Genomic DNA, 23,678 nt, shown 5'->3' on the forward strand with positions numbered 1-23,678 from the left:
CTTGACGCGCTCGCTGGATCGATCGCTGCTGTCATCGAATAACTCTGGCGCCGTTTGTTAGACATGACGCGCCAGTCCCTGTTGAAACTGTTTCAGCCCATCGAAGGGCCGGGAATGGGGTTAGGCAGGCGGCTTGCCGGTGGCGTTGCATCGGGCGCAGTCCTTGAACCTGTCGCCTGCATCGCGGCTCCATCCGGTCCACTCTTGCCCGGTGCCTTGGCAGACCGAACACTTGCCGGTGCGAGCCTCCCAAGTGGGGAGCCACGCCTTGAACTCTCGATCACCGACGACATACGTCCCTTCGGTGCCGGGCATCGGCTTGCGATAGTTCTTCCGACCTTTGCGTGGGCCACGCGTGATCAGGTTGGGGAAAACGCCGCCTTCATAGCTGCTAAATTCCCAATCCTCCAGGCGCTTCCCTTTGTGGTCTATCACCTTGAAGGAGTGCCATTCCCAATCAGGGTGAAGACTGAAGCGCTCCTTCATGTATTCTGTGCGAAGATCGATGCGTGCCGGGGACGCCGCCTCGACTGCGAAAGGAAGCTCGTCAGCCATTTGCCACCGCCTTCTGATCGCGGAACTGCTTGAGGTTGGAGCGGGAGCGACGGTATTTTTCGGCGTCGGCGCGATAGCTGGCGGCTTTTGCGCGGGCGAAATCCCGTTCCCGCCGCATGTCGGCAATCGCGGTGTGGCAAGCCTGGATGCGGGCGTTCAGAGCGTCCTCCATCCGGTGGTATTCCGCGCGGCTCACCGTCGCCGGTCCCTCTTCCTTCTTGGTCAGTAACTTGCTCAGGAACTTCATGGGGTATGCCCTCCCTGTTAGCGTAGGTTCATCTGGGCGCGCTTCGTGCTTTCGCTGGTGCGCCAGGCTTCAAATCGCAGCCGCTTGGCCTCGGCTTGGGCGCGGAGCGTTTCGGCCTCCATCGCCGCCGTTTCCCAATCGGTGCAGGCAAGCTCGTAAACCGGGTCGGCTTCCGCCATCTGCTCGCTGGCGCCCACCGGATGCCCGTCGCCACGGTACTTCACGAACAGGGCGGCGCGGGTGCGCTTGCGGCGAAGGTCCATGCCTTCAGCCCTGATCTTGGCTTGGCCGGCTGTGACGAAAAGGCGTTCGGCTTCATCAATGGCGCGGTCGATCATGTCAGTCATTGCGGGAGTCCTCCCACGCGCGGCGACCGGGCCATGCCTGCCAATAGGCTTTCGAGGCCTCCAGCGCGTCGATCTTGAAATTCGCTTCGAAGGTCTTCCAGCCCCAAGAGTGCTGTGACCTATGGTGGCCCGAACACAGAGGGATGGCGAAGCGGTCGGCTACCTTGAGCGCCATGCCCTTGCCGCCCGCATAATCGACGTGCGCGGCTTCAATCTTGCCTTCGCATCCGCCTTTGTCGCAGAGCAGGCAATTGCGGCCACGAAGCCACTGCAGGAAGCTGGGCGCGCGCAGATGGAAGTCCGCCTTATGGCTGTTCTTCTTGCGCGGACGGAAAGAGGAAGCGGTCAGCATGTCGGCTCCTAAAAAGGTACGCCATCAGAATCGACATCATCGGCATAGCCGCCCGACTGCTGGCCACCGCCGCGCTGTCCATCCTTCGGCAGCGGCTCGCGCAGCATGATCTTGAACTGGCCTTCGACCGGTGCGGGCATGGCGTCGAGCAGGATGCTCCAACCCTTGCCGTCACGGTTCGGGAAGGCAGCGCCAATCTTGGTGAAATAGCTCTTGCCCTTGCTTTCGCGGACAGAGAGGGCGTCGAGACGTTCGGTCATATCAGGCTGCTTTCTTCTTCTTGGAGAGTGCGGTCATGGCTTCATCGAAGCGGGACTGCGGGATGGTTTTCAGGCTGGTGACGCCCATGAATTTGCAGAAGGCTTGAAGGTCGGCCTGCACATCATCAGCGGCGTTCTGGAGGCGGATAAGATGGTCTTCTGTGACAAGCTGGTCCTGCCGAGAGAGAACGGGTGCGACTGCTGATCCTGCGGCGCGGCGCAGCTTCGCTAGCCCCTGCTCTGTCCAGCGCGCCCACTTGCCATTGCGCAGTTCGCATTCCGCCCATGGGCTATCCAGATCATAGAGATAGCGACCGATGCCCCACAGGACGGCGGCGCGCTTGAAGGCATCGCTAATCGCGCCCTTCTCGGCTTCAATGTCGGTGTCGCCCGCGCCGTTCGCTTTCCAGATCCATTCGCCATCAACCTTGATCCCGATGCGGCAGATGGTCTTGCCATTCGCATGGGGATAGTCGCACTGCCAGTTGCCGGGTCCGCAAACCTCATCCAGGCGGCGCATCACATCGCGCGCGTCGATATAGGCCAGTGCCATCGCCTTGGGCGCGTCGGGGTTCTTGGTCGAAACCGACTGTGCGCGCCAGCTAATTGCTTCTGCCGGGAACGGGCGAGACAGGGCGTCAAACATGTTCATGCTGCCCTCCGATCTTCACGGATGACGCAGCCGGGAATCGCCCGCTTGCCAGCGTTCGCATCCTTTTGCGCCTGCTCCAGTAGCCAAGCCTTCAGAAGCTCGGGTTGAGCCTGCTTGTAGTACTTGAGGGCAGCGACGGGATCGACCAGTTCGGCAATCCAGTAGGACCGCAGCCCGATAGCCCGGCTTCCGCCCGCCGCGTGCGCCTTCGCCTTGTCGGCCCGGTTCGCGGCGCGTTCGGCCTGTTCAGCTTCCTTGCGCGCCAGTTCGACGCGCTCGATCGCTTCCAGATTGGCGGATGCTGCGGCGCGCTCGGCTTCCAGCGCAGCGAGGCGCTTGGCTTCCGCTTCCTCGCGGGCCTTCTCGGCGGCTTTCCGCTGCTCAGCCTCCAGATGTTCCAGCCACGGCACCAGCGCTTTCTTGGCGGTGTCGGCCGCAATGTCGCAGCGGTCGAGCAAGGGCTTCCACTTGCCTTGAACTGCCTTCGCCGCGTCATCGTGCGGCTTCTTCTCGGTAGCGCGCTCCTTGTCCGCATCCTTCTTGGCGGTGCGGATCATGTCGAGCAGCTTGCCGATCTCGTCGGCCTGCCCTTGGGTGGCGATGGGCTCGCCATCCAGGAACATCTTGGCGTTCTCGATCAACTCCTCGATGTGAAGGCTGAAGGCATCAAATGGCGGGGGATTATTGGACAGCATTGCGCTTCCTCCGGTCATGTTCCGCCCAGAAGGCGTTGCGGGCGAGGCGCTGGCCTTCCTCAAAGCGGAGGTCGATGTCTTCGAGGGCGTGGCAGGCGTCGGTATGCCAGCTTGCCCATGTCGGATAATCACCCCGGCGTGCCTGCCATTCAGCGGCACAGGTGCGGCGCTCGATCTGATACAGACGCTCGTCCGTGATGACGGGCTGGTCGCGCCAGTTGGCCGGGGTGAAGGCGTGGGAGTGCTTCATGCCATCCCCCGCGCTTCCCAAGCCCGCCGCTGTGCCGCATCGATGCTGGCGTTCAGCTTGGCTTGCTCCCGTACGCGCTCAGCCTCGGCCTCAGCCCGAAAAGCCGGGTCATGCCAGTAGCGGTTGAGGAAGCTGAAATCCTCCCGCTGCTCGCCGTGGACCGCCTGCGCGTGCTGCTGCATGCTGTGGTAGCTGCCGAAGCGTTTGTTGCAGGTGGCGCAGGTTGTGGCGTTCGAGCCGATCATGCCACTTGTCCTTTCCTATGCACGGAGGCGATGAGGGCCTGCCGCTGATCGAAGTTGGGATCGATGATGCGCGCCTGACGGGCAGAGCCTTCGCGGTTGAGGCGGTTGAGGCCGAGCTTGATGTAACTGTCAGGGTTGTAGGGGTGGTCGGTCATGGCTGGCCTGCCTTGGCGCGTTCTGCGGCGCGTTTGGCATTGCGATAGGTGATCGCGCAGTTGGCATGCTGGGCGCGCCAGCGACCAGCGTGTCGCTCGAAGTGCCCATCGCCAGCAGCAACCATCTTCCCGCAACGATAGCAGGGGCCGGGATACTGGTTTCTCATGCCGCCAACCACCCCGCCAGCCAGCAGAAGCCACCAAAGCCAGCCGACCAAGCGAGCAGCACCCGCATGGTAATGACGGGCATAGGGCGCGCGTTACGCTCAGCTTCACGGCGGTCGCACTCGTCAGCATAGGCGTAAGTGTCGCGCCATGCGGGTTCGACTTCATTGAGGAGGCGACTGTTCGCCATGATGATCTCCCATCAGTCTGTGACTGTCGCCGGGCTGCGGGGCAGCGTTCGGCTGTGGGAGTGTTATGTGCGATAATCGCAAGCTATGCAAGAGCTAAAATGCGATTGTCGCAAATTGGATCGCATGCGATGCCGCATCTGCCTCTCCCCCACCCCGCCCACGCACGAAAACCCCGCTCCATTGCTGGGCGGGGGTGGTGGGTTGTCGGATGCTATCGTTATCGCTTGCGCTTGGCGGGTTGCTTCTTAGGAGGCGCTGGAGCCTCTTCCTTGTCGGCTTGCATCGAGCTGTATTTCAGGAAGCCTATCACGATTGCGCCGATCGCCCCTATCACTCCGGCTGCAAGAGGCTGACCGAGATAGGCGCACCCCAGAACCGTAGTCAGCAGCATGATAAGCGCCAGCAAGGCGCCGATCTGCCCGACATACCGCCCAGCATATTCATGTGTGATAACTCGGTTTTCAGCCCTGTGCCGGTGGTCCTGCTCATTTTCCGCCATCTTCAAGATGCGCTCTGCGGAGCCGGGAAGGGTTTCATTGTAATGCTGAAAATCCTCTGGCGCAGGCAAAGGGCCGCGATGGATTTTCTGAGAATATGCAACGACGAAGCGCCGGACCTCCTGCACCTTGCCTGGTTGAACATACGGTCGTACCTGTTCTACCAGCTTTTCGGTCAGAGGGTCCGGCGCGTCATTGCCTTCCGGGGCCGCGGGTAAACTAGTCACAGGCCTCCAGTGAGTTCATCGCCTTCCGAATATCCTTTCCTACAGCGCGCCAGTCGTCCTCGACTGAGCCGAACTGTATGTTCGGGGATTTCGGGAATAGGGTCAGACTCATCGCCCCCTTTAGGATGCTTCTCCTGAACATCCGCTTTTTGGCTTTGAGTTTGGCGGCTTGTCCGAGGAGGCGTCGATCATGATATGACATGCTTGCTCCTTCCTCTATATGCGCTCGTACATGCGTTTTGCGTTAGTGACTGTCAATTCTTGACATATGCCTAACAACCTGCACTCCGCGAGTCGCGTTCCCCAATACTCGGAATTTCGGGAACGCGCTACTGCCCTACCCCATCCCCCTACAATACACCGTCACCGCAGGGGTGATGGAGCCGAAGATATTGCTTGCCCCCATCTTCGCCGGCACGGGGTAGTGATCGACGCGCTCGACCGTCAGCACCAGCACATCGCCTTCATGCCCGATATGCAGGCGGTCGCCCCGGCCTGGGAGCGCGGCGAACTGATGAAGGCCCAGCATCGTGTCGTCATCGATGTAGATGCGGGCGAGGGTGGTCATTCTGTCCGCGTGGCGTCGATCACCCTCGCAACGCCGCCTAATTGGTCGATGTAGTCAGCCCACTGCGAATTGCTGCGCATCGACTCGATGCCCGCCACTTTCCGCGCCCGATCGGTCGTGCCCTCAACCACTTCCCGAACAGCCATGAGAAACGGTAGGAAGTCGGAAGCCTCCACGGGGCTTATCGGTGAAGCAATCCGCGATCGTTCGGCTATCATTCGGTCGATGCCAGTGCCGGGGAATATGTCATCCATCCCTTTGGGCTTAACCGACCATACACCCATCCAAGGCTCAACTTCGTCAATGTCGCGCGGGTCGCGAACCTCACCGTGGCGCCTTAGGATATGCAAAGGAACGCGCAATTGCATGGTAGCGACGAACTGCATGCCTGCCACGTAGGGGGAGGCCTCATTCGACATTGCGAAGCGCTGGCGATGGCTGAGCGGCTGATCGTCACTCACAGTTGACGACCAAACCAGACCGGACGGCCGATGATTCTGGTTTCCTCGCTGGCAACCACAGCGTCCTGATACTTCGGGTTAGTGGAGAAGATGCGGACCGATCCGTCACGGGCCCGCTCCACATTCTTGACGACATATTCGCCCCACTCCCCGTCCCACAGCGCGAACGGGCCGGGCTGGGCTGGGCTTGTGTCGCGCGTGTCGATCAATATCTGATCGCCTTGGCGGAAGTCGGGCTGCATACTGTCCCCGCGCACATGGATCAGGAGGAAGTTTTCCGGCTTGCCGCGCAGCACGTCCACGATGAGGGATCGAGGGATCAATGCGAATTCCCTGTCACCTTCGCCGGACCCGCCGCCACCCATTCCTGCAAAGGTTGGGAGAACTTCAATAGGTAGATAGTCGGTTTCCCGCCCCTGGAGCGGCAAATCTGGCTCTCGATTGACATCGAAGCCGCGATCCAACCACGCCTTGATCTGCGCGAATTCCTCCGCCTGCCATCTGCGGACACCCTTGGGCGAGCGAGACTTCGAAACCTTGTCCTCGCTGATGCCGAGCAGGTCGGCGATCTCCGTGTTCTTCACGCCCTTTTGGTCAAGAATCGCATTGAGTTCGTCGCGGGTCATGCTCTCTTGTCGGATAAATATGCGACTATCGCAAAAGCGATTATCGCAATTTCCGACTTGCGATTTGTTTGCGACTATCGCATATTGCATCGCATGGTTACCGAAGCTGATCGCATCATTGACGGGTTGGGCGGCACAAGCGCTGTCGCAAAGCTCATCAAAGCCCCGACATCTACCGTCCACAGTTGGAGGAAGATCGGAATACCGGAGGCGCGCCTCGACCATCTGAAACTTGCGGCTAAGGCGGCTAAGAAGGCATGGCCAGTGGCAAAGGTGCGCCACTGATGAGGCGCGTCTATTTCATCAAGCCGGTCGGCATGGACGGCCCGGTCAAGATCGGGTGCAGCGTCTCGCCAACTGGTCGCGCCTCTGCGCTGGCGAACTGGTCGCCCTTCGCGCTGGAGATTGTGGCAGAAGTTGAAGGGGGCCTTGCGCTCGAACGCAGGTTCCACGCGCTGTTCGCGCATCTTCACCAGCGGCGAGAGTGGTTCAGCGCTGCGCCTGAACTTCTGGCCGTTATCACCGACATCAAGGCTGGGACCTTCGATGTCGCCACCCTGCCCGATCCAGTTACTCTCGCTCAACGGGTAGATGGGGCAATCCCGCGCCGCACCCCGGAGCAGTACGAGGCGCAGCGCCTCAGTATGCGGGTTTCGCATACGGCTAGCCGCTCCGGGTATCAGCCGCGCATGCGGACGAAGGGTATCATTCAGAGGCAAGACGCGCTCGCGATCTCATATGTCGAGGCATACCTAGCTGACCCGGCCCGGATGGGCGTTCTGGGAGGCGCTGCATGATCTTCACCGTCAACACCAGACGGAAGCGACCCTAGCATATGGGCCGGGGGGCTTCTCAGAAATCGATCCGGGGGGATCACCGCATAGCAGATCGGCAGACCGCCGAGACTGATCCCCTGTTCCTTCGCTTCATCAAAGGAGAGGACATGTCTCAGCAGGACGTGATGCTTTTGGGTGCTGGCTGGATATTGCTCTCGATCCTCGTCGGCGTGCTGTTCTGCCTCGCCATCGAGCATGTCTGCGGGAGGGGGTGAGACATGATCCCGTCCGAACGCGCTGAAAGGGTATTCGCTCATCTGGTCAAGCAGGTTGGCAAGGCCACGCCGCTGAACCGTGAGATAGCCGTCGCCCTCAAGATCAAGGCCCGCGACATCGACAACACCGTAACGTGGCTGCGCACTACGGGTCGCATCAATGTGAAGTTCGGCGGCAACAGCCGGGTCATCGAGATACCGGGCGTTGGCAAGACCGTCTCGCGCAACACGGTACTGGCTAAGTCGCAGCTGCCCGATCCGGTCAAGGTCGAGGAAAGCTTCATCATGGCCGAGCATAGCACCCCCTGCCCTCGCTGCGGTGCGCGTTCCGGCTGCGGGCATACTGCAATCGCGCTGTCGAGCGGTCGGCCTGCTGGCTGGCAGCGGTTTGTGGGGGCTTGATCCATGAGCGCTTTCCACAAAGCCGGGGCTGAGATCGCTCCCAGCCTGCCAGAAGGCGTTAAGACCACGCCGCCCCAAGAAGTTCTGCATGAGCTTGTTGATTATGACCCGTTGGCCGGCACGTTCAGATGGAAATGGCGAAGTAGAGATTATTTTCCGTCCGACCGGGCATGGAAGTTCTGGAACAGGACTGTCGCTGGCGCGCCCGCGTTTCAGCAGAAGGCTCGCAGGGGCTTTTGCGGAGAACTGCTCAACAAGGTTTGGTTCGCGCACCGCATCGCGTGGAAGCATTTCTACGGCTTCGATCCGGAGTTCATTGATCACATCGACGGGAACCCGCGGAATAACCGTATCGCAAATCTGCGCTCTGTCGATGTGGCCACAAACAATCGAAATATGTCGCTGCCAAGGCGCAATAAGTCCGGCTTCATCGGCGTTAGAAAGATCGGGAAATCCGGTCGCTGGCTCGCATTCATCACATTTGAGGGACAGCGGATCAACCTCGGCACCTTCACCGAAAAGGCGGATGCTATCGCCGCGCGGGTAGAGGCCGAGAAACGCTTCGGCTTCCATCCCAATCATGGGCGAGATCAAGACACGCTCGCTCCTCGGCAAATGCCTACTGAAAAAGGCTGCCCCCCGGATAACCAGGGGGCAGCAGGTTGCCCGGCTGGAAACGGGTCGCACGTTATTTCCAGCCAGGTAGCTGCTGAGCGCCGCGCCGCAATCCGCGCGCTTCACTCCATCCTCGGCACTTGCATCGTCCGCTTTGACGACGGGCGGTCTGCCGTCCTGTCGGCTGAGGCGCTGCAAGTGGTTTCCCTTTCTCATGAGGTTCTCCAATAATGCCGCACCGCAACAATCCCGAGCGGGAACGCCCGGTCTTTTCCGCTTCTAACGTCCTCGAAACGATCGGCCGCGATCTGGCGCTGATCAAGTCTCAGGACCGCCTAACCTATGGCGACCTCGCCGCCGTGCTGGGCAAGAGCGAGGATCAGGCCGCGAAATACTGCGAAGGCAGCGCCGCAATGGACGTTGTGACCTTCGCCCGCGCATGGCGGGAATGGAATGGGCGCTTTGCCGGTGGCCTTGCCACCCTCTGCCACGACAGCCGGCCTGAGAAGCATTGCGACCGCACCCGGCAGAGCAAGGTTCTGGAGGCCGCTCTGGCCCTCTCCCGCGCGCTGGAGGATGATGGAGAAGTCAGCCCCGGCGAAGTGCGCGACAATCTGCCGCAACTGGAAGCCGCCCGCGATGCGCTGGACGAGCTTATCCGTCGCCGGGTGCAGCGGGCATGAACATGGCCGAAGCGATCAGCATCGCCGCCTCGAAAGAGCGCGCCAAACCCGTCCTCACACCGCGCGAGCAGTCGGTCTACAATGTCCTGGCATCGGCTCAGGGGCGGTATATCCGCTCAGACGTGATCCGCGACAGGGTTATGCCGGGCCTGCACATTCGCAATGTGCGCAAGACCGTCTGGCTTATGCGCCGCAAGGGCCTTCGGATCGAGGCAAGCGGCAACGGCAACCACTCCAAGGGCTTTCGCCTGGTGGAGGCCGCATGAGCGAACTGATCCTCCGGCGCTCCATGTGCCTCACCCCTCACGCCTTCGACATCATCCGCAAGGAGTGGCGGCGGGAGCAGCGGGCCAAGTTCTTCCGCCCCGCCCGCGATGGGCTGGGCCGCTTTCAACACAGGAGAATATGAATGTCTGAAGGCAACGTCGCCGCCGAACAATTGCGCCTGTTTCTGGAACGTATCGAGCGTCTTGAAGAGGAAAAGAAGGGCCTCTCGGACGACATTAAGGACGTCTATCTGGAGGCCAAGGCTAACGGGTACGACACCAAAATCATGAAGCAGGTTATCCGCCTGCGCGCCATGCCTGCCCACGACCGGCAGGAGATGGAGGCCGTGCTTCAGACGTATCTCAGCGCGCTCGGGATGGAATAAGCCCGGTGCAGATCATCCTCCCCTTCCCGCCTGCAATTCTATCCGGTCACACCGGAGGGAACGGCATGGGCAAGTGGAAGAAGATCAAAGAGGTTAAGGAGCGCCGCGCCTTGGCCCTCAAGGCTGCCGCCGAGGAGATGGATGTCGTTGGCTACCGCGCGCCGGAAGCTGGCGACATCCGCATCCGCATTTCGTTCACGCCGCCTAACAATCTCGGGGATCGCGTCAACTTTGCGGGCCGCATGAAGGCGTATGTAGACGGGATCGCTGAGGCGCTTGGAGTGAACGATAAGCGGTTCCTGCCCTCGTATCATTTCTTCCCTGCTGAGAAGCCGGGGAAGGTCGTCGTGGAGGTGTCTCCGCTATGATCCTCGAACGCGCCTCCCGCGTCTCTGGCCTGTCCATAGCGGAACTTACCGGCCCCAGCCGCAAGCATCTGCCCTGCCTGGTCCGCTACGCCATCATGTCCGAGCTACGCCATCGCGGTGACAAGCTCGAATATATCGGCGCGCTGCTGAACCGCGATCATTCAACCGTGAAGAAGGGCATTCGCGAGGCAGAGGCCCTGCGTGGCAATCCGATCTTCGAGAGCATCAGGAGCGCTATCGCGTGAGTAGCGAAGCGCTCGCATGGGCCTTTAGGCAGGACATCAAGCCTTCCAGCGTCAAGTTCACGCTGGTCGCCCTATGCGAGTGCGCAAACTACAAGACGGGCCTGATTTTCCCGTCCATCGCCCACCTGTCCGACATTACCGGGCAGGACCGTAAAACGCTCATTTCCAACATCGCAGAACTGGAGCGCCGGGGCTTCATTACGGACACGGGGGAGCGCTCCGGGGCAACGAAACAGATCAAGGTATACAGTGCCACATTAGGGACCGTTCCAAATGCGGAACCATCCCAAAAACGGAACAGTTCCAAATCTCCCGCCGAACAGTACCGAAAACGGGACACGGAACCTTCTAGGGAACCTTCATCCTCAGAAGCTAAAGCTTCTTCGGAGACGCGCGCGAAAGCCGAACGGGATGTCGATCTCGTGGTTTCTGATTGGAACACCATGGCCGCAAGCGCCGGCCTCCCGACCATAACCAAGCTCACCGACAAGCGCCGCCGTGCCTGCCTTGCCCGCATCCGGGAGGACGGGCTGGAGGCGATCGGCAGCGCAATCGAGCGAATACCCCGAAGTCCGTTCCTGACCGGCCAGACCAAGGACTGGCGGGCCGACTTCGAATTTTTCCTCCGTCCCGACAGCATCACCAAGATCAACGAGGGCAAATATGACCGATCAACACCACGACCAGTTCAGCAAAGCGCCCCGGACGGACGCAGCATGGGACGAACAGAAGCGGCAGCGCGTGAAGCTCTTGCGCGCCTCGCTGGAGGCGGAAATCGAGGCGCTGGAGGCCAAGCTGGCGCCGCGCTCGATAGAGGAAATCATGGCGGCGCTCTCGCGTTGCCTGACCCTGACGGCCCCTACCGGCATGTCGCAGGACGATAGGCTGGAATGGCTGACGATCGCTGCGCCGGAACTGGCCGACCTGCCAAGCATGTTGTTCGATGACGCCTGCGCCCACGCCCGCCGCACCTGCGATCACCCGGCGAAGATCATCCCGGCCATCCTGAAATACGAGCCTGCCCATTACTGGATGGGACCGGATCAGGCCCGGAAGCACCTTGCGGAAGCCAAGGCCAAGCTCGCCAACATCGACGCACCCCGCCTGGAGCAGAAGGTAGACGAAACGGAAAAGCATGAAGTCGGCAGCGGCATGAAAGACCTGCTCCGCGACCTCATGAAGAACGCGGAGGCCAGCCTGTGACCCCCACCAATCCCGTTATCATCGGAAAGGCTACCCTCTACCTGGGGGATTGCCGGGATATTCTGCCGACGCTGTCCAAGGTTGACGCGGTGGTGACTGATCCGCCTTACGGCATCAACAAGGACGGTCAGGCTCGCACGACAGGCGGAAATGGCGGCAGGAAGGCGCATGAGTTCCTTGGGTGGGACGCTGAGCGCCCCAACCGCGAAATCTTCGACGCGATCACTGCCTTGACGAAGGATGTTATCATCTGGGGCGGAAACTATTTCGCGGATGTGTTGCCTGCGACCGGCAAGTGGCTGGTCTGGGACAAGGGGCAGCGGATCAATCAGTCGGACGGCGAGCTTGCGTGGACGAGTTATAGCGGCGCGCTGCGCATTAAGGTCATGAACCGCGTCGAACTGCTGATGGACGGCACCGATCACCCGACGCAGAAGCCTATCAAGCTGATGAAATGGTGCATCGAGCAGCTTCGCGGCGACCCCGAAACCATCCTCGACCCCTTCATGGGCAGCGGCACCACCGGCGTTGCGGCCGTCCAGACGGGCCGCAGCTTCATCGGCATAGAGCGCGAGCCGAAGTATTTCGAAATCGCCTGCAAGCGCATCGAGGACGCCCAGCGTCAGGGTGACATGTTCATCGGAGCGGCAGCATGACATGCGCCGCAACAACACGCTCTCCCCGCCGACCGCATACATTTGCTGGCTTCTCGAACGCGACCGCACCCGCATCGAAGCCACAAGGGAAAGCCGCCGCCTCGGACTACGGGATGAGGTGGGGAGGTATTACTGGAGCAGTGTTCGGAGGAGGTGAGTGATGGACCCGCACGTCAGCCAGCACGCCATCGCCCGTTATCAGCAGCGGGTTGAATATGTGCATAGCTCGATCGTGATTGAGAGGCTGACGACGCCCACGATCCGCAAGGCGATCGAGTTTGGCGCCGGCTGCGTGCTGCTGGGGTCAGGTCACAGGGTCGTGATCAAGGGCTTTACCATCGTCACGGTCAAGCCGCCGCGAGTGCCAAGGAAGTGGAAGGGGGCGTAATGGTAGGGAAGGCGCGTTTTACCCCGGAGGAGCAGCGGGAAAAGGCTCGCGTTTATGCGGCTCGATACCATGCCGAGAACCGGGAGAACTGCCTCGCGAAAATGCGCGAACGCAATGCCCGCTATTATGAGCGGAACAAGGAGCGCTTGAAGGCTGCGGCCCTCAAATATCAGGGAGAGAACGGGGAGAAGCGCAACCGCTACAAGGCTGATTGGAACAAGCGGAAGAAGGAAAGTTGTCCGCAGTTCGCGGCGCAAACAATGATGCGCAAGTTGCTCGCACGAACATGCGAGCGGATCAAGATGAGCCGCCGCCAGATCGGGAAGACCATCGACGCGCTCGGTTATACCGCTGATGAGTTTCGCGCCCATATCGAGGCGCAGTTTCAGGATGGTATGACCTGGGGAAACCATGGGCAGTGGCATGTCGATCATATCCACCCTCTGTCGAAATTCGACCTGACCGATCCAGAGCAGAGGAGAGAGGCAAACGCTCTGGCTAATCTGCAGCCCCTGTGGGCTGCGGAAAATATGTCCAAGGGGGCAAGGACCACATGAGCGAGCCTAAAAAAATACAGAATACGGGAAATCGTGGGAAAGGCAGGCCGAAAGGTGCTGTCAACAAAATCACGGCGGACGTTCGCGCGCTCGCGCAAGAATATGGTGCGCAGGCCATCGCGACCTTGGCGGAGATCATGGGCGATGACGATCAGCCGGCACCCGCCCGCGTCTCTGCCGCAAAGGAGATACTGGATCGCGCCTACGGCAAGTCGCCGCAACCCATCACGGACGGCGAAGGCGGCAGCCTGGCCGATAGTGTCGCCAAGCTGATCGAGGCGCTGCCATCTTGAGAACCGGCAATCTCTCCTTGGATCGCCAATTGGCGCGCTGGTATCCGCTCAAGGATCATGATGTGCAACTCGCGCTGGTCGATGCGGTGCCGAGCGGGGTCCGCTTTCCGCTCGTCCCTGCTGGGCGGCGATCGGGCAAGACCGAGCGGTTCAAGCGATTCCTTGTCAAGCAGGCGAACCGCGTGCCCGGCCCCTATTTTGCCGCCGCGCCAACGCACGACCAGGCGAAGAAGATATTCTGGGACGACCTGAAAGCCTTTTCCCTGTCCCTCACGCACAAGCGGCGTCCGTCCGAAAGCGACCGGATCATCTTCATGGATAGCGGCGCGGAAATCCATGTCATCGGCTTGGACAAGCCCCAGCGCATCGAGGGTATCCCGTGGAAGGGTGGCGGGATTGACGAGTTTGCGGACGTAAAGCCGGACGCGTGGGAGGCAAACATCCTGCCCGCGCTCAACACCGTGAACCCGTCCGAGCCTGACTATCGCGCCTGGTGCTGGTTGCTAGGCGTTCCAGACGGCCTCAACCATTATTACGATCTCTGCACCAAGGCGGATACGGGCGCGGACCCGAACTTCCGTGTCTATCACTGGAAGTCGGCGGAAATCCTGCCCGATGATGTGATGGACGCAATGCGCCGGGCCATGTCCGCGCGCCAGTTTCGCCAGGAGTTCGAAGCCAGTTTCGAGACGGCATCGGGCCGCATCTACGAGGATTACGGCAAGGACAATCACACGTCCGAGACAATCCAGCCTCACGAACAACTGCGCTGGTATCACGACTTCAACTTTACCCCGCTGTCATCCGGCATTGGAGTGGTGCGGGGCAAGGATGTTTATTGCCTGGAAGAGATCGTGCTGACTTCCGCCGTCGCGCGTCAATCGGCACTGGAATTTGTGGACCGCTACAAGGACCACAAGAACCGGCATGTCCTGATCTATGGCGATCCCAACGGCAAGGACGGCGAGAAGCACGGTCAGATGTCCGACTATCTCGAAATGGAAAAGGTGCTGCGCGATCATAGCTGGACTTCTTCGCGGCGCGTAAAGCCTTCGACAGTATCGATCAAGGACGGTCAAAATGCTGTTCGTGCGAAGATAAGAAATGCTGCCGATGAGGTATCTTTGTTTGTAAATGTTGCAAAAGCACCGTATACTCACAAGGCTTTAGCTACGGGGCAGCTAAAGAAGGGGTCAACTTTCATCGAAGAAGATAGCGAGTATCAGCACATCGGAACGGCTGTACGTTATTTTGTAGATTATGAGTTCCCTGTGAGAGGCCAGGGCATGCAGCGGGTTTCTATTGGGGGTATATAATATGACCGGGGTTCGCACTACACATAAGGATTATGACGCGCTCTCGCCCAAGGTGAAGCGCTGCCGCGACATCATCGCTGGCGAGGATGCTGTTCATGCTGCCGGGGAAACCTATCTCCCCAAGCTGCAAGACGAAACGGACTCCGGCTACAAGAAGCGGCTCGATCGCTCGGATTTCTTCAATGCAAGCTGGCGTACCATTGCCGGTCTCAAGGGCATGGCCTTCCGGAAGGCGCCGACCGTCACCGTTCCCGATGGGCTGAAACCCTTGCTCGATGACGTGACCATGGCCGGGGTGCGGCTTGACGCGCTCGCTGGATCGATCGTGGAGGACGTACTGAGTGTCGGGCGCATTGGCCTGCTGGTTGATCACCCGCCTCGTCCCGCCAATGTGGAGGCAATCACGGTCAATGCGGCGCAGGCAATGGGGCTGCGTCCGATGATGCAGGTCTATCCCACCGAGAGCGTCATCAACTGGCGCTTTGCCCGCATCAACAATCAATGGACCCTTGCGCTGGTCGTCCTCAAGGAAAGCGCGAACGTCAGCGAGGACGAGTTCGAGGAAAAGGTGGAAGATCGCTTCCGCGTCCTTGACCTGATCCCCAACGCGCTCGGGGAATGGACCTATCGTCAGCGCCTGTTCCGCATCAACGACAAGGGTGAGGATGAGCAGATCGGGGATGACATATTCCCGCTCATGAACAGCAAGACGCTGCCCTATATCCCGTTCCGCATCGTCTCGGCTTGCGGCACGGCTGATGGCGTGGACGATCCGCCGCTCATCGACCTGATCGACGCGAACAAGGCGCATTACCAGGTCAACAGCGACTATCGCCATGGGCTGCACTTCACCGGCCTGCCCACGCCCTATGTGACGGGCTATCAGCAAGACCCCGCCGCCCCTGACAGTTTCTACATCGGCTCATCGGCTGCATGGGTGTTCGCGCAGCCAGAGGCGAAGGTCGGCTTTCTGGAGTTCACCGGCCAAGGCCTCGGCGCGATGGAGAAGGCGCTGGAGAAGCTGGAGCGGCGCATGGCTGTTCTCGGCGCCCGCATGCTCGCGGACGAAACGCAGGCCGCAGCCGAAACCCTTGGCGGCACGCAGATCAAGCGCGCGGGCGAGAATAGCATCCTTGCCGATATCGTGATCAGCGTGTCCGAAGCGATCGAATGGGCGTTGCGCATCTTCGCCGAATGGGCGGGGGTGAGCGGCGAGATCAGTTATTCAATCAATAGAGAATTCCTGCCCGTCATGCTGGACGCGCAGCAGCTTACCGCGCTGGTCGGCGCATGGCAGCAGGGGGCCTTGTCTGAGGGCGAACTGTTCGAGAACCTGAAGCGCGGCGACGTGATCGACAGCGCCAAGACGCTGGACGAGCATCAGGAGGAAGTGGGGCAAGGCGGGCCGGCGCGGCCTGCAAAACCGGGGCTGGCTGCGTGACCCCCGCCCCGCCCCGCCTCTCCTTGAACGGCGAGCATGGCTTCCCGTCCGACGATCGCATTTCCGCTGTCGTGAAAGTGTCGGTGGATGGCGATCTGCTCCGCTCGGTCATCGCCTATGACGTGATCGATGGCTGGGTGGACGTGATCGCGATCGATGACGCTGGCAAGCCCCTGAGCCATGCCCAGCAATGGGTGACGCGCCGGGTGCATGGCGATGTGCGGGCGGTGCTGCCGTGAGCCGCTATTACGTCCAGCCTCGCGCCCACCGCCCCCGTTCAATGGATTGGGAGCCGATCGGCAATGCCTGGCTGGTGCCGATGGTGGCCGACCATGAGGCGACCGATACCGGCCTGGTTGACCAGAACGGCGATCCCATCATGCGCGCGCCCAATGAGATGGGTTTTGTCTGGAGCGAGGGCGCATGAGCGAAATAGAGCTACAGGACGCCATTCTCCGGCACGCCCTTGAGCTACAGCGCCTCAGTGCCAATGAGGAAGCGCGCACCATCGCTATCCTCATGGCGCTGGAGGATGAACTCAAGCAGTTGATCGCCTCCCGCACGCTTGGGGATGCGACCAAGAAACAGATCGAAGCGCTGATCGATGACGCGCAGTCCGCAATCGGCGCCCGCTATGCCGAAGTCGCCACGTCGATGGATAGCCGCGCACTTGTCCTGCTGGTGGCCGATCGCACGGTGGAGGCGATGCAGGAGGCCTTTCCTGAAGTCACCCTGCCCACCCGCGAGACGCTTGAAAGCCTGTCCAAGGACGTGATGATCGACGGCGCCCCGGCGTCCGACTGGTGGGACAAGCAGGCCGAGGATACCGCGTTCAAGTTCGCCGCGCAGGTGCGGCAGGGCGTCATCAACGGCGAGGCACAGGAGCGCATCGTTGCCCGCATCGTCGGGCGCAATGGCGAACCGGGCATCATGGAGGTGAGCCGCCGCAATGCCCGCGCGCTTGTCCATAGCGCCGTGATGTCCGCAGCGAACAGCGCAAGGCTCGCGACCTACCGCAAGAACAGCAAATTCACCGCTGGCATCCGCTGGCTTTCGACGCTCGATAGCCACACTTGCCTGACCTGTGCCGCGCTCGACGGCGCATCCTGGGATTTGGACGGCGAACCGATCAAGGGCACCAGCCTCGATCTGCGCTTCCCGCCCGCCCACTGGAACTGCCGCTGCGTTCTCTCACCGGTTCCCAAGGGGTTGAACGATATCTTTGGCGCCGGCATAGACGAGATGATCGCCGCCAAGTCCATGCGCGCCAGCAAGGACGGGCCGGTTGCCAATCAGAATTTCAACGACTTCCTCAAGCGTCAATCACCCGAGTTCATAGAACGGGTGCTGGGTGTAAAGCGGGCTGAGCTTTACCGACAGGGGAAACTCAGTTTGCGTGATTTGGTGAGCGGCACGGGCCGACCGCTTACCCTGGATGAGCTACGGGCCGCATAATCGGGGAGCAAGAACATGAGTGAAGTTGATCTCAATTCGCAGGCTGTCAAGGACGCCATCGCCGCCGCTGTTGACGAAGCCGTCTCGGGCCTCAAGTCCAAGAACGCCGAACTGATCGCCGCAAACAAGGAACTGAAGAAGGGGCAGGAGATCAAGCCCGAGCATCTGGAGGCGGCAGAGGAAGCGCGCGACAAGGCGCTGGCTGATCTGGCTGCTGCGCAGACCCAGATCAAGACGCTGACGACAGACCGCGACAAGGCGGTCAAGGCATTGGAGAGTGAGAGCGGCTTCACGACCAAACTGCTGGTCGAAAACGGCCTGCGGGATGCGCTGGTTGCCAATGGCGTCACCAACGGCGTCCACCAGAAGGCGGCCATGGCGATGCTGGCTGGCGGCGTGCAGATCGCGACCGAAGGAGATGCGCGGGTTGCCAAGGTGGGCGACAAGAGCCTGGCCGATTTCGTGAAGGAGTGGGCTTCCGGCGACGAGGGTAAGCATTTCGTCGCGGCGCCGGCAAACGGTGGCGGCGGGGCTGGCGGCGGCTCCGGTTCTGGTGGCGGAAAGGCCGTGACCCGCGCGCAGTTTGACGGCATGGATCACGGCGCGCGGCAGGCCTTCTTCAAGGATGGCGGCAAGGTCGTGGACGCGGCGGCTTGATCGCTTTCGTGAATCTGTAGAAGCCAACAGATTCAGACAGTTCATTAGTCCCGGCATCACAGCGCGATATGATGCCGGGACTATGAAAATCCTGCCCTTGCTGCTGTTCGCTGCCATCATGATCTTTGGTTCGGTCTATGTGGTGAACCTCCTTGCGGAAGAGGCGAACGCAGCTTTCGAGATCGTCAAACTCGATCACAGATGAACATGTTGACGGATTCGCCGATTTGAGCGATAGTCCGTCATCGAAGGCGATCAGGTTGCGCTTCACTCCGGTCTAGGACCGAACCCGCTAGAGCAGGCAAGGCCGCTCGCGGTTTCCCCGATCCAAGAAACCGGAGTTTCCAACGTGGCAAACACGCTCACCGATCTCATCCCCGACCTCTACGAAGCCCTTGACGTGGTTTCGCGTGAGGCGACCGGCTTTATCTCGGCAGTCAACCGCAACTCGAATGCCGAGCGCGCCGCTGTCAACCAGACTGTTCGCGTGCCGATCACCCCGGCTGCGACGACCGCCAACAGCACGCCTGGCGTCAACGCGCCCGACACGGGCGATCAGACCATCGACAATGTTGATGTGACGATCAGCAAGTCCAAGCATGTCCCGGTTCGCTTCAACGGCGAGGAAACCAAGGGCCTCCAGAGCGCCGGCACCTTCTCCAGCATCCGCGCTGATCGCTTCTATCAGGCGATGCGCGCGCTGGTGAACGAGATCGAGAGCGATATCTGGCTGGAAGCCTACAAGCGCTCCTCACGCGCCTACGGCACCGCTGGCACCACGCCGTTCGGCACTGCTGCCGACATGTCGGACTTCGCGGGCGTCCTGCGCATTCTGGAAGAGAATGGCGCGCCCAAGAACGACCTCCAGCTTGCGCTCGGCCATGCTGCCATCGCCAATCTTCGCGGCAAGCAGTCGGGCCTGTTCAAGGTCAACGAAGCCGGCACCAGCGACATGCTGCGCAACGGCATGACCGACCGCATCATGGGCATGGCGCTGCGTCATTCTGATGCCATCTCGGTCCACACCAAGGGCACGGGCGCCAGCTACCTGCTGAACGACGCGACCAGCGAGGCGGGTGACACCTCCATCGCGGTTGACACTGGCTCGGGCACGATCCTCGCGGGCGATGTCGTCACCTTTGCCGGCACCTCGGACAAATATGTCGTCAACTCGGCACTGTCTGGCGGTTCGTTCGGCATCGGCAAGCCCGGTTTGCAGGTGGGTGAAACCGACAATGACGCGGTGACGCTGGGCAACAGCTACACGCCGAACCTCGCCTTTGCCCGTTCGGCCATCGTTCTGGCGACCCGCGCGCCGGCCATGCCGGAAGGCGGCGACTCCGCGTCCGACACTGTGCAGGTGCAGGACCCGATCAGTGGCCTGACGTTCGAGATCGCGCTCTACAAGCAGTTCTTGCAGAACGTCTATCACGTCCGCCTCGCCTGGGGCCAGCGGGCGATCAAGCCCGAACACATCGCCACCCTGATCGGCTGATGAAAGCGGGGCCGGGGGAAACCTCGGCCCTTCTTCAAGGGGGAGATTCCATGTCCACCATCCTCATGAAGCGAGACGCCTCCCACCCCGCGCCGCACACGGCTGATGTGCATGTCGATGAGGTGGAGAATTACCGCGCTGCCGGCTTCGAACCGGCTGATCCGCTCGACCATGACGGCGACGGCAAGGCTGGCGGTTCCCTCAAGGGCGAGCGCGCAACCCGCACCCGCAAGAAGGCTGGCTAACCGATGGCGCTTGTTGTTGAAACTGGCGAAGGGCTGAGCAACAGCGAAAGCTACATCTCCGTAGCTGCCGCTGATGCGCGCCATACCGCCTTCGGCAACAGCGCATGGACCGGCGAGGATGCGGTCAAGGAAGCCGCCCTGCGCCGCGCCACTGCCTATATCGAGCAGGCCTACCGCACCCGCTGGACCGGGCAGCGCAAGACGCAGAGCCAAGCCCTTAGCTGGCCGCGCTACGATGTGATCGTTGACGGCTGTTTCATCGCCTCCGATAGCGTCCCGTCCGATATCGCCAACGCCTGCGCCGATCTGGCGCTGCGGGCGCTCTCTGCTGACCTGGCGGAAGATACGACCCGCGCCGTGATCCGCGAGAAGGTCGGCCCCCTCGAAACCGAATATGATCCGAACAGCCCACAGGGCACGCGCTATCGGGCTATTGATGCGATGCTGGCGCCCTATCTGGCCGGAGGGGGCGCGTCCGTGCGCCTGATCCGCGCATGACGGTGGCGCAGCGTCTTTCCGCAGATCGCATGATCGAAGCCAAGGGGCAGGCCGTGACGCTCACACGGCAGGCAAGCGGGGCCTACGACCCTGCAACCGGGTCCGCTTCGGTCACCACGACCACGCAAGCTGGAAAGGTGGTGATCCTTCCGTTCGGGGCAGGACTGCGCAAGCTCGCCGGGGAGAATATCTCGCAGGCCGACCGCCAGTGCACCCTTTCCGCGCTCAACAACGCCGGAGCCGCCCTCACCCCGCCCGAGGTCAACGACACGCTCACCGACGCGTCGGGCAATGTGTGGACGATCATCGAGAGCTCACCGCTGGCGCCGGCGGGGCTTGATATCCTCTATGAGCTGACGATCCGGGGGAGCGAATGACCTTCGCCCTCGATCTCCAGAAATTCGCGCAGAAGGCCAAGGACCAGGCTGATGACGCTGTTGGGCGCATCGTCGTGGCTGTCGCCGCTGAATTGGACAAGCGCTCACCAGTGGGGGACGGCTCCTATTGGAAGACCAAGCCGCCTGCCGGATATGTTGGGGGGCATTTTCGGGGGAACTGGCAGCTTGGTATAGGCTCGCTCCCCACTGGTGAGAAACCGGGGGCGGACCCTGCCGGCGATAAGACACAAGCCGCGATCGTGGCTGCCGTTCCCGAAGATGCGGCAGGCCGAGTCTTCTATCTGGCGAACAACGCGCCCTATGCGCTGCGGATCGAGGATGGCTGGTCGCGGCAGGCTCCCACTGGCTTGGTCGGCCTTACCCGCGTGATGTTTCAGGAGATCGTGGACGAAGCTGTCAGGGGAGCGCAGGCATGAGCATCGCCCTCATTCGCGCCGCTCTGGAAAGCGCCCTTTCCGGCATGACGCCGCCGCTCGCCACGGCATGGGAGAATGCTCCCTATACGCCCGTCGCCGGCACGCCCTACCAAGCCGTGTTCCTGCTGATGGCGCGCCCCGGAAAGATGGACATGGGCCAGCAGATGCGCCGCGAACAGGGCATGTTTAAGGTCGTGCTGCGCTATCCGCTGAACGCCGGCCCCGCTGCCGCGCAGGCGCGTGCCGAACTGATCCGCTCCACCTTCTACGCTGGCCGCGCCCTTACCGCGTCCGGTGTGACCGTCACCATCGACGGAACTCCTGAGATCGCTCCGGCAGCGGTCGATGGCGACCGATACGCCATGCCGGTCAACGTCTTTTTCTATTCGAACATCGGGGGTTAAGCCATGACTGTCGCACAGGGCATCAACAAGACCATCGCCTACAAGAAGCAGACCGCGCTGGGTTCTGCGGCATCCGGCTCTGGCGGCACCTATCTGCGCCGCGTCACCGCTGCCTTGAACGTCACCAAGGACAGCTACGAGAATAACGAGATCGTCAGCCACCAGCAGGGCACTGGCATGACGCACGGCATCGCCAAGTCTGGCGGCACGCTCAACGGTCTGCTGTCTGGCACATCCTGGATGCCCTTCCTCGGCTCGCTGCTGCGCAAGGACCCGGCTGCGACCTCGGCTATCTCCTCACTGAGCCTCACCATCGCGGCATCGGCGCCGAACTACACCATCACGCGCGGTTCGGGCGACTTCCTGACGGGCGGGGTCAAGATCGGTGACGTGATCCAGTTGTCGGGCGGCTCGCTCGCTGCGGGTAACGTGGCGAAAAATCTTGTCGTGGTCGGCGTTACCGCCACGGTGCTGACGGTCAACGTGCTGAACTATGGAGGCACGCTGACGGCGGAAGGCCCGATCGCTTCCTGCACCGTCACCGTCATGGGCAAGAAGTCCTGGGTGCCGACGACCGGTCACACCAACGACTATTACACCTTCGAGGAATATTTCTCTGACCTGACCCGCTCGCGCGTCTATCCAGACGTGCAGATCGCGCAGGCGGATATCTCCATGCCCGCAACCGGCAATGTGACGATCAACCACACGCTGGTCGGTCTCGGCGCCGTCACCAAGAGTGGCACGCAGTCGCTCACCTCGCCCACCGCCGCCCCTTCGACCGAAGTGTTCGGCTCGGTGGCTGGCGCGGTTTATGTCGGCGGCACGCGCTACGGCACGATCACGTCGATGAGCCTCCAGATCAACGGCAACACCACGCAGGGTGAAGCCACGGTTGGCTCCAACGTCGCATCGGACACGCAGCGCGGACGCGTCACCGTCACCGGCTCTTTTACCGCCCTGTTTGACGGTGAGACGTTGGCGACCGTGTTCGATCAGGAAACCACCACCTCGCTGATCATGGTGCTGGCTGACGCCCGCACCGACGCCGCCAATACCATGGCGTTCGTCATGAGCCGAGTGAAGTTGTCGAGCGATGACAATGACGACGGCGAGAAGCAGATCGTTGGCACCTACAATTTTACCGCCTCCTACAACGGCAGCGGCGGGGCGGCACTCGCCAATCACGCCACCATCATCAGCGTGCAGGACTCGCAGGCCGCTTAACAGCTTGGGCGGGAAGGCGCCCTCACCTCGTTTGGCGGGTGCCTCTCCCGCTCGCCAAACACCCGGAGAGAAACATGGAAACCGATTTCGACCTCGCAGCACTGGACACAACCGCAGCTTGCAACAAGCCGCATGAATTTGAACTGACGCACCCGGTTTCTGGCGCCGGCTTGGGTGTGTTCTGGTCGATCCTCGGAAAAGACAGCACCGCCTACCGCGCCAAGGTCCGCGCCTTTGCCGACCAATCCCTGCGCGGCGGCAATCAGAAAACCTCGCTGGATGATCTGGAGGCCCGCAATGTCGATGCGCTGGCGGCGGCGACGGTGGGTTGGCGCTCGACCAAGGCGGGTGACGGGAAGGTGATCCTCGGCGGTGAAGCGCTGGAGTTCAACGCGGCCAATGTCCGCAAGGTTCTCTCCGCAATCGAGCCGATCCGGGATCAGGTTCAGGCGCAGGTCAACGACCTGGGAAACTTCATGAAGGGCTGATCGCCGGGTTCGCGGCCTATGCCGCAGACCAG

At 61.4% G+C, this 23,678-nt stretch carries 45 protein-coding genes and 1 pseudogene; 31 read left to right on the forward strand and 15 right to left on the reverse strand.

What is annotated here, in order from left to right:
* Positions 1-120 precede the first annotated feature (120 nt).
* The 15 genes from L858_RS0118275 to L858_RS21070 form a co-directional block, all read right to left on the reverse strand.
* Positions 121-555 (reverse strand): hypothetical protein, encoded by a 435-nt coding sequence (locus tag L858_RS0118275; protein WP_022684513.1) that lies wholly within the window; start codon positions 553-555, stop codon positions 121-123.
* Positions 548-802 carry a hypothetical protein gene (locus tag L858_RS0118280; RefSeq protein ID WP_022684514.1) on the reverse strand — a complete coding sequence of 85 codons (255 nt, stop codon included), beginning with the start codon at positions 800-802 and terminating at the stop codon, positions 548-550. The genes L858_RS0118275 and L858_RS0118280 overlap by 8 nt, the downstream gene beginning before the upstream one ends.
* A gap of 17 nt (positions 803-819) precedes the next feature.
* Complete coding sequence (locus L858_RS0118285; protein ID WP_022684515.1) at positions 820-1,149, reverse strand: hypothetical protein; 330 nt, start codon at positions 1,147-1,149, stop codon at positions 820-822.
* A complete protein-coding gene (locus tag L858_RS20625) occupies positions 1,142-1,501 on the reverse strand; it encodes a DUF968 domain-containing protein (RefSeq protein WP_022684516.1) in 360 nt (119 codons plus the stop codon). Before L858_RS20625 ends, L858_RS0118285 begins: the two co-directional genes overlap by 8 nt.
* A gap of 8 nt (positions 1,502-1,509) precedes the next feature.
* The gene (locus L858_RS0118295) at positions 1,510-1,761 is read right to left on the reverse strand and encodes a hypothetical protein (protein ID WP_022684517.1); all 252 of its coding nucleotides are present in this window, start codon (positions 1,759-1,761) and stop codon (positions 1,510-1,512) included.
* Position 1,762: 1 nt separating this feature from the next.
* A complete protein-coding gene (locus L858_RS21065; RefSeq protein ID WP_022684518.1) occupies positions 1,763-2,413 on the reverse strand; it encodes a Rad52/Rad22 family DNA repair protein in 651 nt (216 codons plus the stop codon).
* A complete protein-coding gene (locus L858_RS20635; RefSeq protein WP_022684519.1) occupies positions 2,410-3,108 on the reverse strand; it encodes a hypothetical protein in 699 nt (232 codons plus the stop codon). Before L858_RS20635 ends, L858_RS21065 begins: the two co-directional genes overlap by 4 nt.
* On the reverse strand, positions 3,095-3,358 hold the full coding sequence (locus L858_RS0118310; protein ID WP_022684520.1) for a hypothetical protein: 264 nt from the start codon (positions 3,356-3,358) through the stop codon (positions 3,095-3,097). Before L858_RS0118310 ends, L858_RS20635 begins: the two co-directional genes overlap by 14 nt.
* Entirely contained in the window at positions 3,355-3,603 is a 249-nt protein-coding gene (locus L858_RS0118315) for a hypothetical protein (protein ID WP_022684521.1), read from the reverse strand. Before L858_RS0118315 ends, L858_RS0118310 begins: the two co-directional genes overlap by 4 nt.
* Positions 3,600-3,758, reverse strand: a complete 159-nt coding sequence (locus tag L858_RS22100; protein WP_022684522.1) for a hypothetical protein — start codon at positions 3,756-3,758, stop codon at positions 3,600-3,602. Before L858_RS22100 ends, L858_RS0118315 begins: the two co-directional genes overlap by 4 nt.
* A gap of 163 nt (positions 3,759-3,921) precedes the next feature.
* The gene (locus tag L858_RS21790; RefSeq protein ID WP_022684523.1) at positions 3,922-4,113 is read right to left on the reverse strand and encodes a hypothetical protein; all 192 of its coding nucleotides are present in this window, start codon (positions 4,111-4,113) and stop codon (positions 3,922-3,924) included.
* Between the two features lie 218 nt (positions 4,114-4,331).
* The gene (locus L858_RS21450) at positions 4,332-4,838 is read right to left on the reverse strand and encodes a DUF2335 domain-containing protein (protein ID WP_081643397.1); all 507 of its coding nucleotides are present in this window, start codon (positions 4,836-4,838) and stop codon (positions 4,332-4,334) included.
* 337 nt (positions 4,839-5,175) lie between these two features.
* Positions 5,176-5,406 (reverse strand): hypothetical protein, encoded by a 231-nt coding sequence (locus tag L858_RS0118345; RefSeq protein ID WP_022684527.1) that lies wholly within the window; start codon positions 5,404-5,406, stop codon positions 5,176-5,178.
* Entirely contained in the window at positions 5,403-5,867 is a 465-nt protein-coding gene (locus L858_RS0118350; RefSeq protein ID WP_022684528.1) for a hypothetical protein, read from the reverse strand. The genes L858_RS0118345 and L858_RS0118350 overlap by 4 nt, the downstream gene beginning before the upstream one ends.
* Positions 5,864-6,493 (reverse strand): S24 family peptidase, encoded by a 630-nt coding sequence (locus tag L858_RS21070; RefSeq protein WP_022684529.1) that lies wholly within the window; start codon positions 6,491-6,493, stop codon positions 5,864-5,866. Before L858_RS21070 ends, L858_RS0118350 begins: the two co-directional genes overlap by 4 nt.
* A 93-nt stretch (positions 6,494-6,586) precedes the next feature.
* Here L858_RS21070 and L858_RS22565 point away from each other — a divergent pair, with 93 nt between their 5' ends.
* The 31 genes and pseudogenes from L858_RS22565 to L858_RS0118510 all read left to right on the forward strand — a co-directional run bounded on the left by L858_RS22565 (position 6,587) and on the right by L858_RS0118510 (position 23,646).
* Complete coding sequence (locus L858_RS22565; RefSeq protein ID WP_152639873.1) at positions 6,587-6,778, forward strand: carph-isopro domain-containing protein; 192 nt, start codon at positions 6,587-6,589, stop codon at positions 6,776-6,778.
* Positions 6,751-7,290, forward strand: a complete 540-nt coding sequence (locus tag L858_RS20650; protein ID WP_081643399.1) for a GIY-YIG nuclease family protein — start codon at positions 6,751-6,753, stop codon at positions 7,288-7,290. The genes L858_RS22565 and L858_RS20650 overlap by 28 nt, the downstream gene beginning before the upstream one ends.
* A 257-nt stretch (positions 7,291-7,547) precedes the next feature.
* On the forward strand, positions 7,548-7,946 hold the full coding sequence (locus tag L858_RS0118375) for a hypothetical protein (RefSeq protein ID WP_022684533.1): 399 nt from the start codon (positions 7,548-7,550) through the stop codon (positions 7,944-7,946).
* 3 nt (positions 7,947-7,949) lie between these two features.
* Positions 7,950-8,792 (forward strand): HNH endonuclease signature motif containing protein, encoded by an 843-nt coding sequence (locus L858_RS21075; RefSeq protein WP_022684534.1) that lies wholly within the window; start codon positions 7,950-7,952, stop codon positions 8,790-8,792.
* The gene (locus L858_RS20660) at positions 8,792-9,244 is read left to right on the forward strand and encodes a hypothetical protein (protein ID WP_022684535.1); all 453 of its coding nucleotides are present in this window, start codon (positions 8,792-8,794) and stop codon (positions 9,242-9,244) included. Before L858_RS21075 ends, L858_RS20660 begins: the two co-directional genes overlap by 1 nt.
* Positions 9,241-9,510 (forward strand): hypothetical protein, encoded by a 270-nt coding sequence (locus tag L858_RS0118390; RefSeq protein WP_152639874.1) that lies wholly within the window; start codon positions 9,241-9,243, stop codon positions 9,508-9,510. Before L858_RS20660 ends, L858_RS0118390 begins: the two co-directional genes overlap by 4 nt.
* Positions 9,507-9,653 (forward strand): hypothetical protein, encoded by a 147-nt coding sequence (locus L858_RS22105; RefSeq protein ID WP_022684537.1) that lies wholly within the window; start codon positions 9,507-9,509, stop codon positions 9,651-9,653. The genes L858_RS0118390 and L858_RS22105 overlap by 4 nt, the downstream gene beginning before the upstream one ends.
* A complete protein-coding gene (locus L858_RS0118400; protein WP_022684538.1) occupies positions 9,654-9,896 on the forward strand; it encodes a DUF2312 domain-containing protein in 243 nt (80 codons plus the stop codon).
* A gap of 5 nt (positions 9,897-9,901) precedes the next feature.
* Positions 9,902-10,264, forward strand: a complete 363-nt coding sequence (locus L858_RS0118405; protein WP_022684539.1) for a hypothetical protein — start codon at positions 9,902-9,904, stop codon at positions 10,262-10,264.
* Positions 10,261-10,509 carry a hypothetical protein gene (locus tag L858_RS0118410; protein ID WP_022684540.1) on the forward strand — a complete coding sequence of 83 codons (249 nt, stop codon included), beginning with the start codon at positions 10,261-10,263 and terminating at the stop codon, positions 10,507-10,509. Before L858_RS0118405 ends, L858_RS0118410 begins: the two co-directional genes overlap by 4 nt.
* Positions 10,506-10,697, forward strand: a pseudogene (locus tag L858_RS22570) (helix-turn-helix domain-containing protein); the annotation flags it as partial. The gene L858_RS0118410 and the pseudogene L858_RS22570, both read left to right, overlap by 4 nt.
* Before the next feature lie 475 nt (positions 10,698-11,172).
* Complete coding sequence (locus tag L858_RS22360) at positions 11,173-11,712, forward strand: hypothetical protein (RefSeq protein WP_022684541.1); 540 nt, start codon at positions 11,173-11,175, stop codon at positions 11,710-11,712.
* Positions 11,709-12,368: a DNA-methyltransferase gene (locus tag L858_RS22460; protein ID WP_022684542.1), complete on the forward strand. Its 660-nt coding sequence runs from the start codon at positions 11,709-11,711 to the stop codon at positions 12,366-12,368. The genes L858_RS22360 and L858_RS22460 overlap by 4 nt, the downstream gene beginning before the upstream one ends.
* A gap of 160 nt (positions 12,369-12,528) precedes the next feature.
* Entirely contained in the window at positions 12,529-12,756 is a 228-nt protein-coding gene (locus L858_RS0118425; protein WP_022684543.1) for a hypothetical protein, read from the forward strand.
* Complete coding sequence (locus tag L858_RS21080; RefSeq protein ID WP_022684544.1) at positions 12,756-13,313, forward strand: hypothetical protein; 558 nt, start codon at positions 12,756-12,758, stop codon at positions 13,311-13,313. The genes L858_RS0118425 and L858_RS21080 overlap by 1 nt, the downstream gene beginning before the upstream one ends.
* The gene (locus tag L858_RS20675) at positions 13,310-13,606 is read left to right on the forward strand and encodes a hypothetical protein (protein WP_022684545.1); all 297 of its coding nucleotides are present in this window, start codon (positions 13,310-13,312) and stop codon (positions 13,604-13,606) included. Before L858_RS21080 ends, L858_RS20675 begins: the two co-directional genes overlap by 4 nt.
* Positions 13,603-14,922, forward strand: coding sequence for a terminase large subunit domain-containing protein (locus tag L858_RS21085; RefSeq protein ID WP_152639875.1), 1,320 nt, complete (start codon positions 13,603-13,605; stop codon positions 14,920-14,922). The genes L858_RS20675 and L858_RS21085 overlap by 4 nt, the downstream gene beginning before the upstream one ends.
* Position 14,923: 1 nt before the next feature.
* Entirely contained in the window at positions 14,924-16,363 is a 1,440-nt protein-coding gene (locus L858_RS0118445) for a DUF4055 domain-containing protein (RefSeq protein ID WP_022684547.1), read from the forward strand.
* A complete protein-coding gene (locus L858_RS0118450) occupies positions 16,360-16,602 on the forward strand; it encodes a hypothetical protein (protein WP_022684548.1) in 243 nt (80 codons plus the stop codon). Before L858_RS0118445 ends, L858_RS0118450 begins: the two co-directional genes overlap by 4 nt.
* On the forward strand, positions 16,599-16,790 hold the full coding sequence (locus tag L858_RS21795; RefSeq protein WP_152639876.1) for a hypothetical protein: 192 nt from the start codon (positions 16,599-16,601) through the stop codon (positions 16,788-16,790). The genes L858_RS0118450 and L858_RS21795 overlap by 4 nt, the downstream gene beginning before the upstream one ends.
* Positions 16,787-17,818 carry a phage minor head protein gene (locus tag L858_RS20685; protein WP_022684550.1) on the forward strand — a complete coding sequence of 344 codons (1,032 nt, stop codon included), beginning with the start codon at positions 16,787-16,789 and terminating at the stop codon, positions 17,816-17,818. The genes L858_RS21795 and L858_RS20685 overlap by 4 nt, the downstream gene beginning before the upstream one ends.
* Positions 17,819-17,833: 15 nt before the next feature.
* Complete coding sequence (locus L858_RS20690; RefSeq protein WP_022684551.1) at positions 17,834-18,475, forward strand: hypothetical protein; 642 nt, start codon at positions 17,834-17,836, stop codon at positions 18,473-18,475.
* Positions 18,476-18,557: 82 nt separating this feature from the next.
* A complete protein-coding gene (locus tag L858_RS22465; protein WP_022684552.1) occupies positions 18,558-18,680 on the forward strand; it encodes a hypothetical protein in 123 nt (40 codons plus the stop codon).
* A 144-nt stretch (positions 18,681-18,824) separates the two neighbouring features.
* On the forward strand, positions 18,825-19,970 hold the full coding sequence (locus tag L858_RS0118475; protein ID WP_022684553.1) for a major capsid protein: 1,146 nt from the start codon (positions 18,825-18,827) through the stop codon (positions 19,968-19,970).
* 50 nt (positions 19,971-20,020) lie between these two features.
* Positions 20,021-20,215, forward strand: coding sequence for a hypothetical protein (locus L858_RS0118480; protein ID WP_022684554.1), 195 nt, complete (start codon positions 20,021-20,023; stop codon positions 20,213-20,215).
* 3 nt (positions 20,216-20,218) lie between these two features.
* On the forward strand, positions 20,219-20,713 hold the full coding sequence (locus tag L858_RS0118485) for a DnaT-like ssDNA-binding protein (RefSeq protein WP_022684555.1): 495 nt from the start codon (positions 20,219-20,221) through the stop codon (positions 20,711-20,713).
* A 29-nt stretch (positions 20,714-20,742) separates the two neighbouring features.
* Positions 20,743-21,090 carry a hypothetical protein gene (locus L858_RS0118490; RefSeq protein ID WP_238564998.1) on the forward strand — a complete coding sequence of 116 codons (348 nt, stop codon included), beginning with the start codon at positions 20,743-20,745 and terminating at the stop codon, positions 21,088-21,090.
* Positions 21,087-21,527, forward strand: a complete 441-nt coding sequence (locus L858_RS20695) for a hypothetical protein (RefSeq protein WP_022684557.1) — start codon at positions 21,087-21,089, stop codon at positions 21,525-21,527. Before L858_RS0118490 ends, L858_RS20695 begins: the two co-directional genes overlap by 4 nt.
* Positions 21,524-21,931, forward strand: coding sequence for a phage tail terminator-like protein (locus L858_RS0118500; protein WP_022684558.1), 408 nt, complete (start codon positions 21,524-21,526; stop codon positions 21,929-21,931). The genes L858_RS20695 and L858_RS0118500 overlap by 4 nt, the downstream gene beginning before the upstream one ends.
* Before the next feature lie 3 nt (positions 21,932-21,934).
* Positions 21,935-23,158 (forward strand): phage tail tube protein, encoded by a 1,224-nt coding sequence (locus L858_RS0118505; protein WP_022684559.1) that lies wholly within the window; start codon positions 21,935-21,937, stop codon positions 23,156-23,158.
* Between the two features lie 74 nt (positions 23,159-23,232).
* The gene (locus L858_RS0118510) at positions 23,233-23,646 is read left to right on the forward strand and encodes a hypothetical protein (protein ID WP_022684560.1); all 414 of its coding nucleotides are present in this window, start codon (positions 23,233-23,235) and stop codon (positions 23,644-23,646) included.
* The last annotated feature ends 32 nt before the right edge of the window (positions 23,647-23,678 follow it).

Source organism: Sphingobium bisphenolivorans (assembly GCF_000412635.1).
Taxonomy (GTDB): Bacteria; Pseudomonadota; Alphaproteobacteria; order Sphingomonadales; family Sphingomonadaceae; genus Sphingobium; species Sphingobium bisphenolivorans.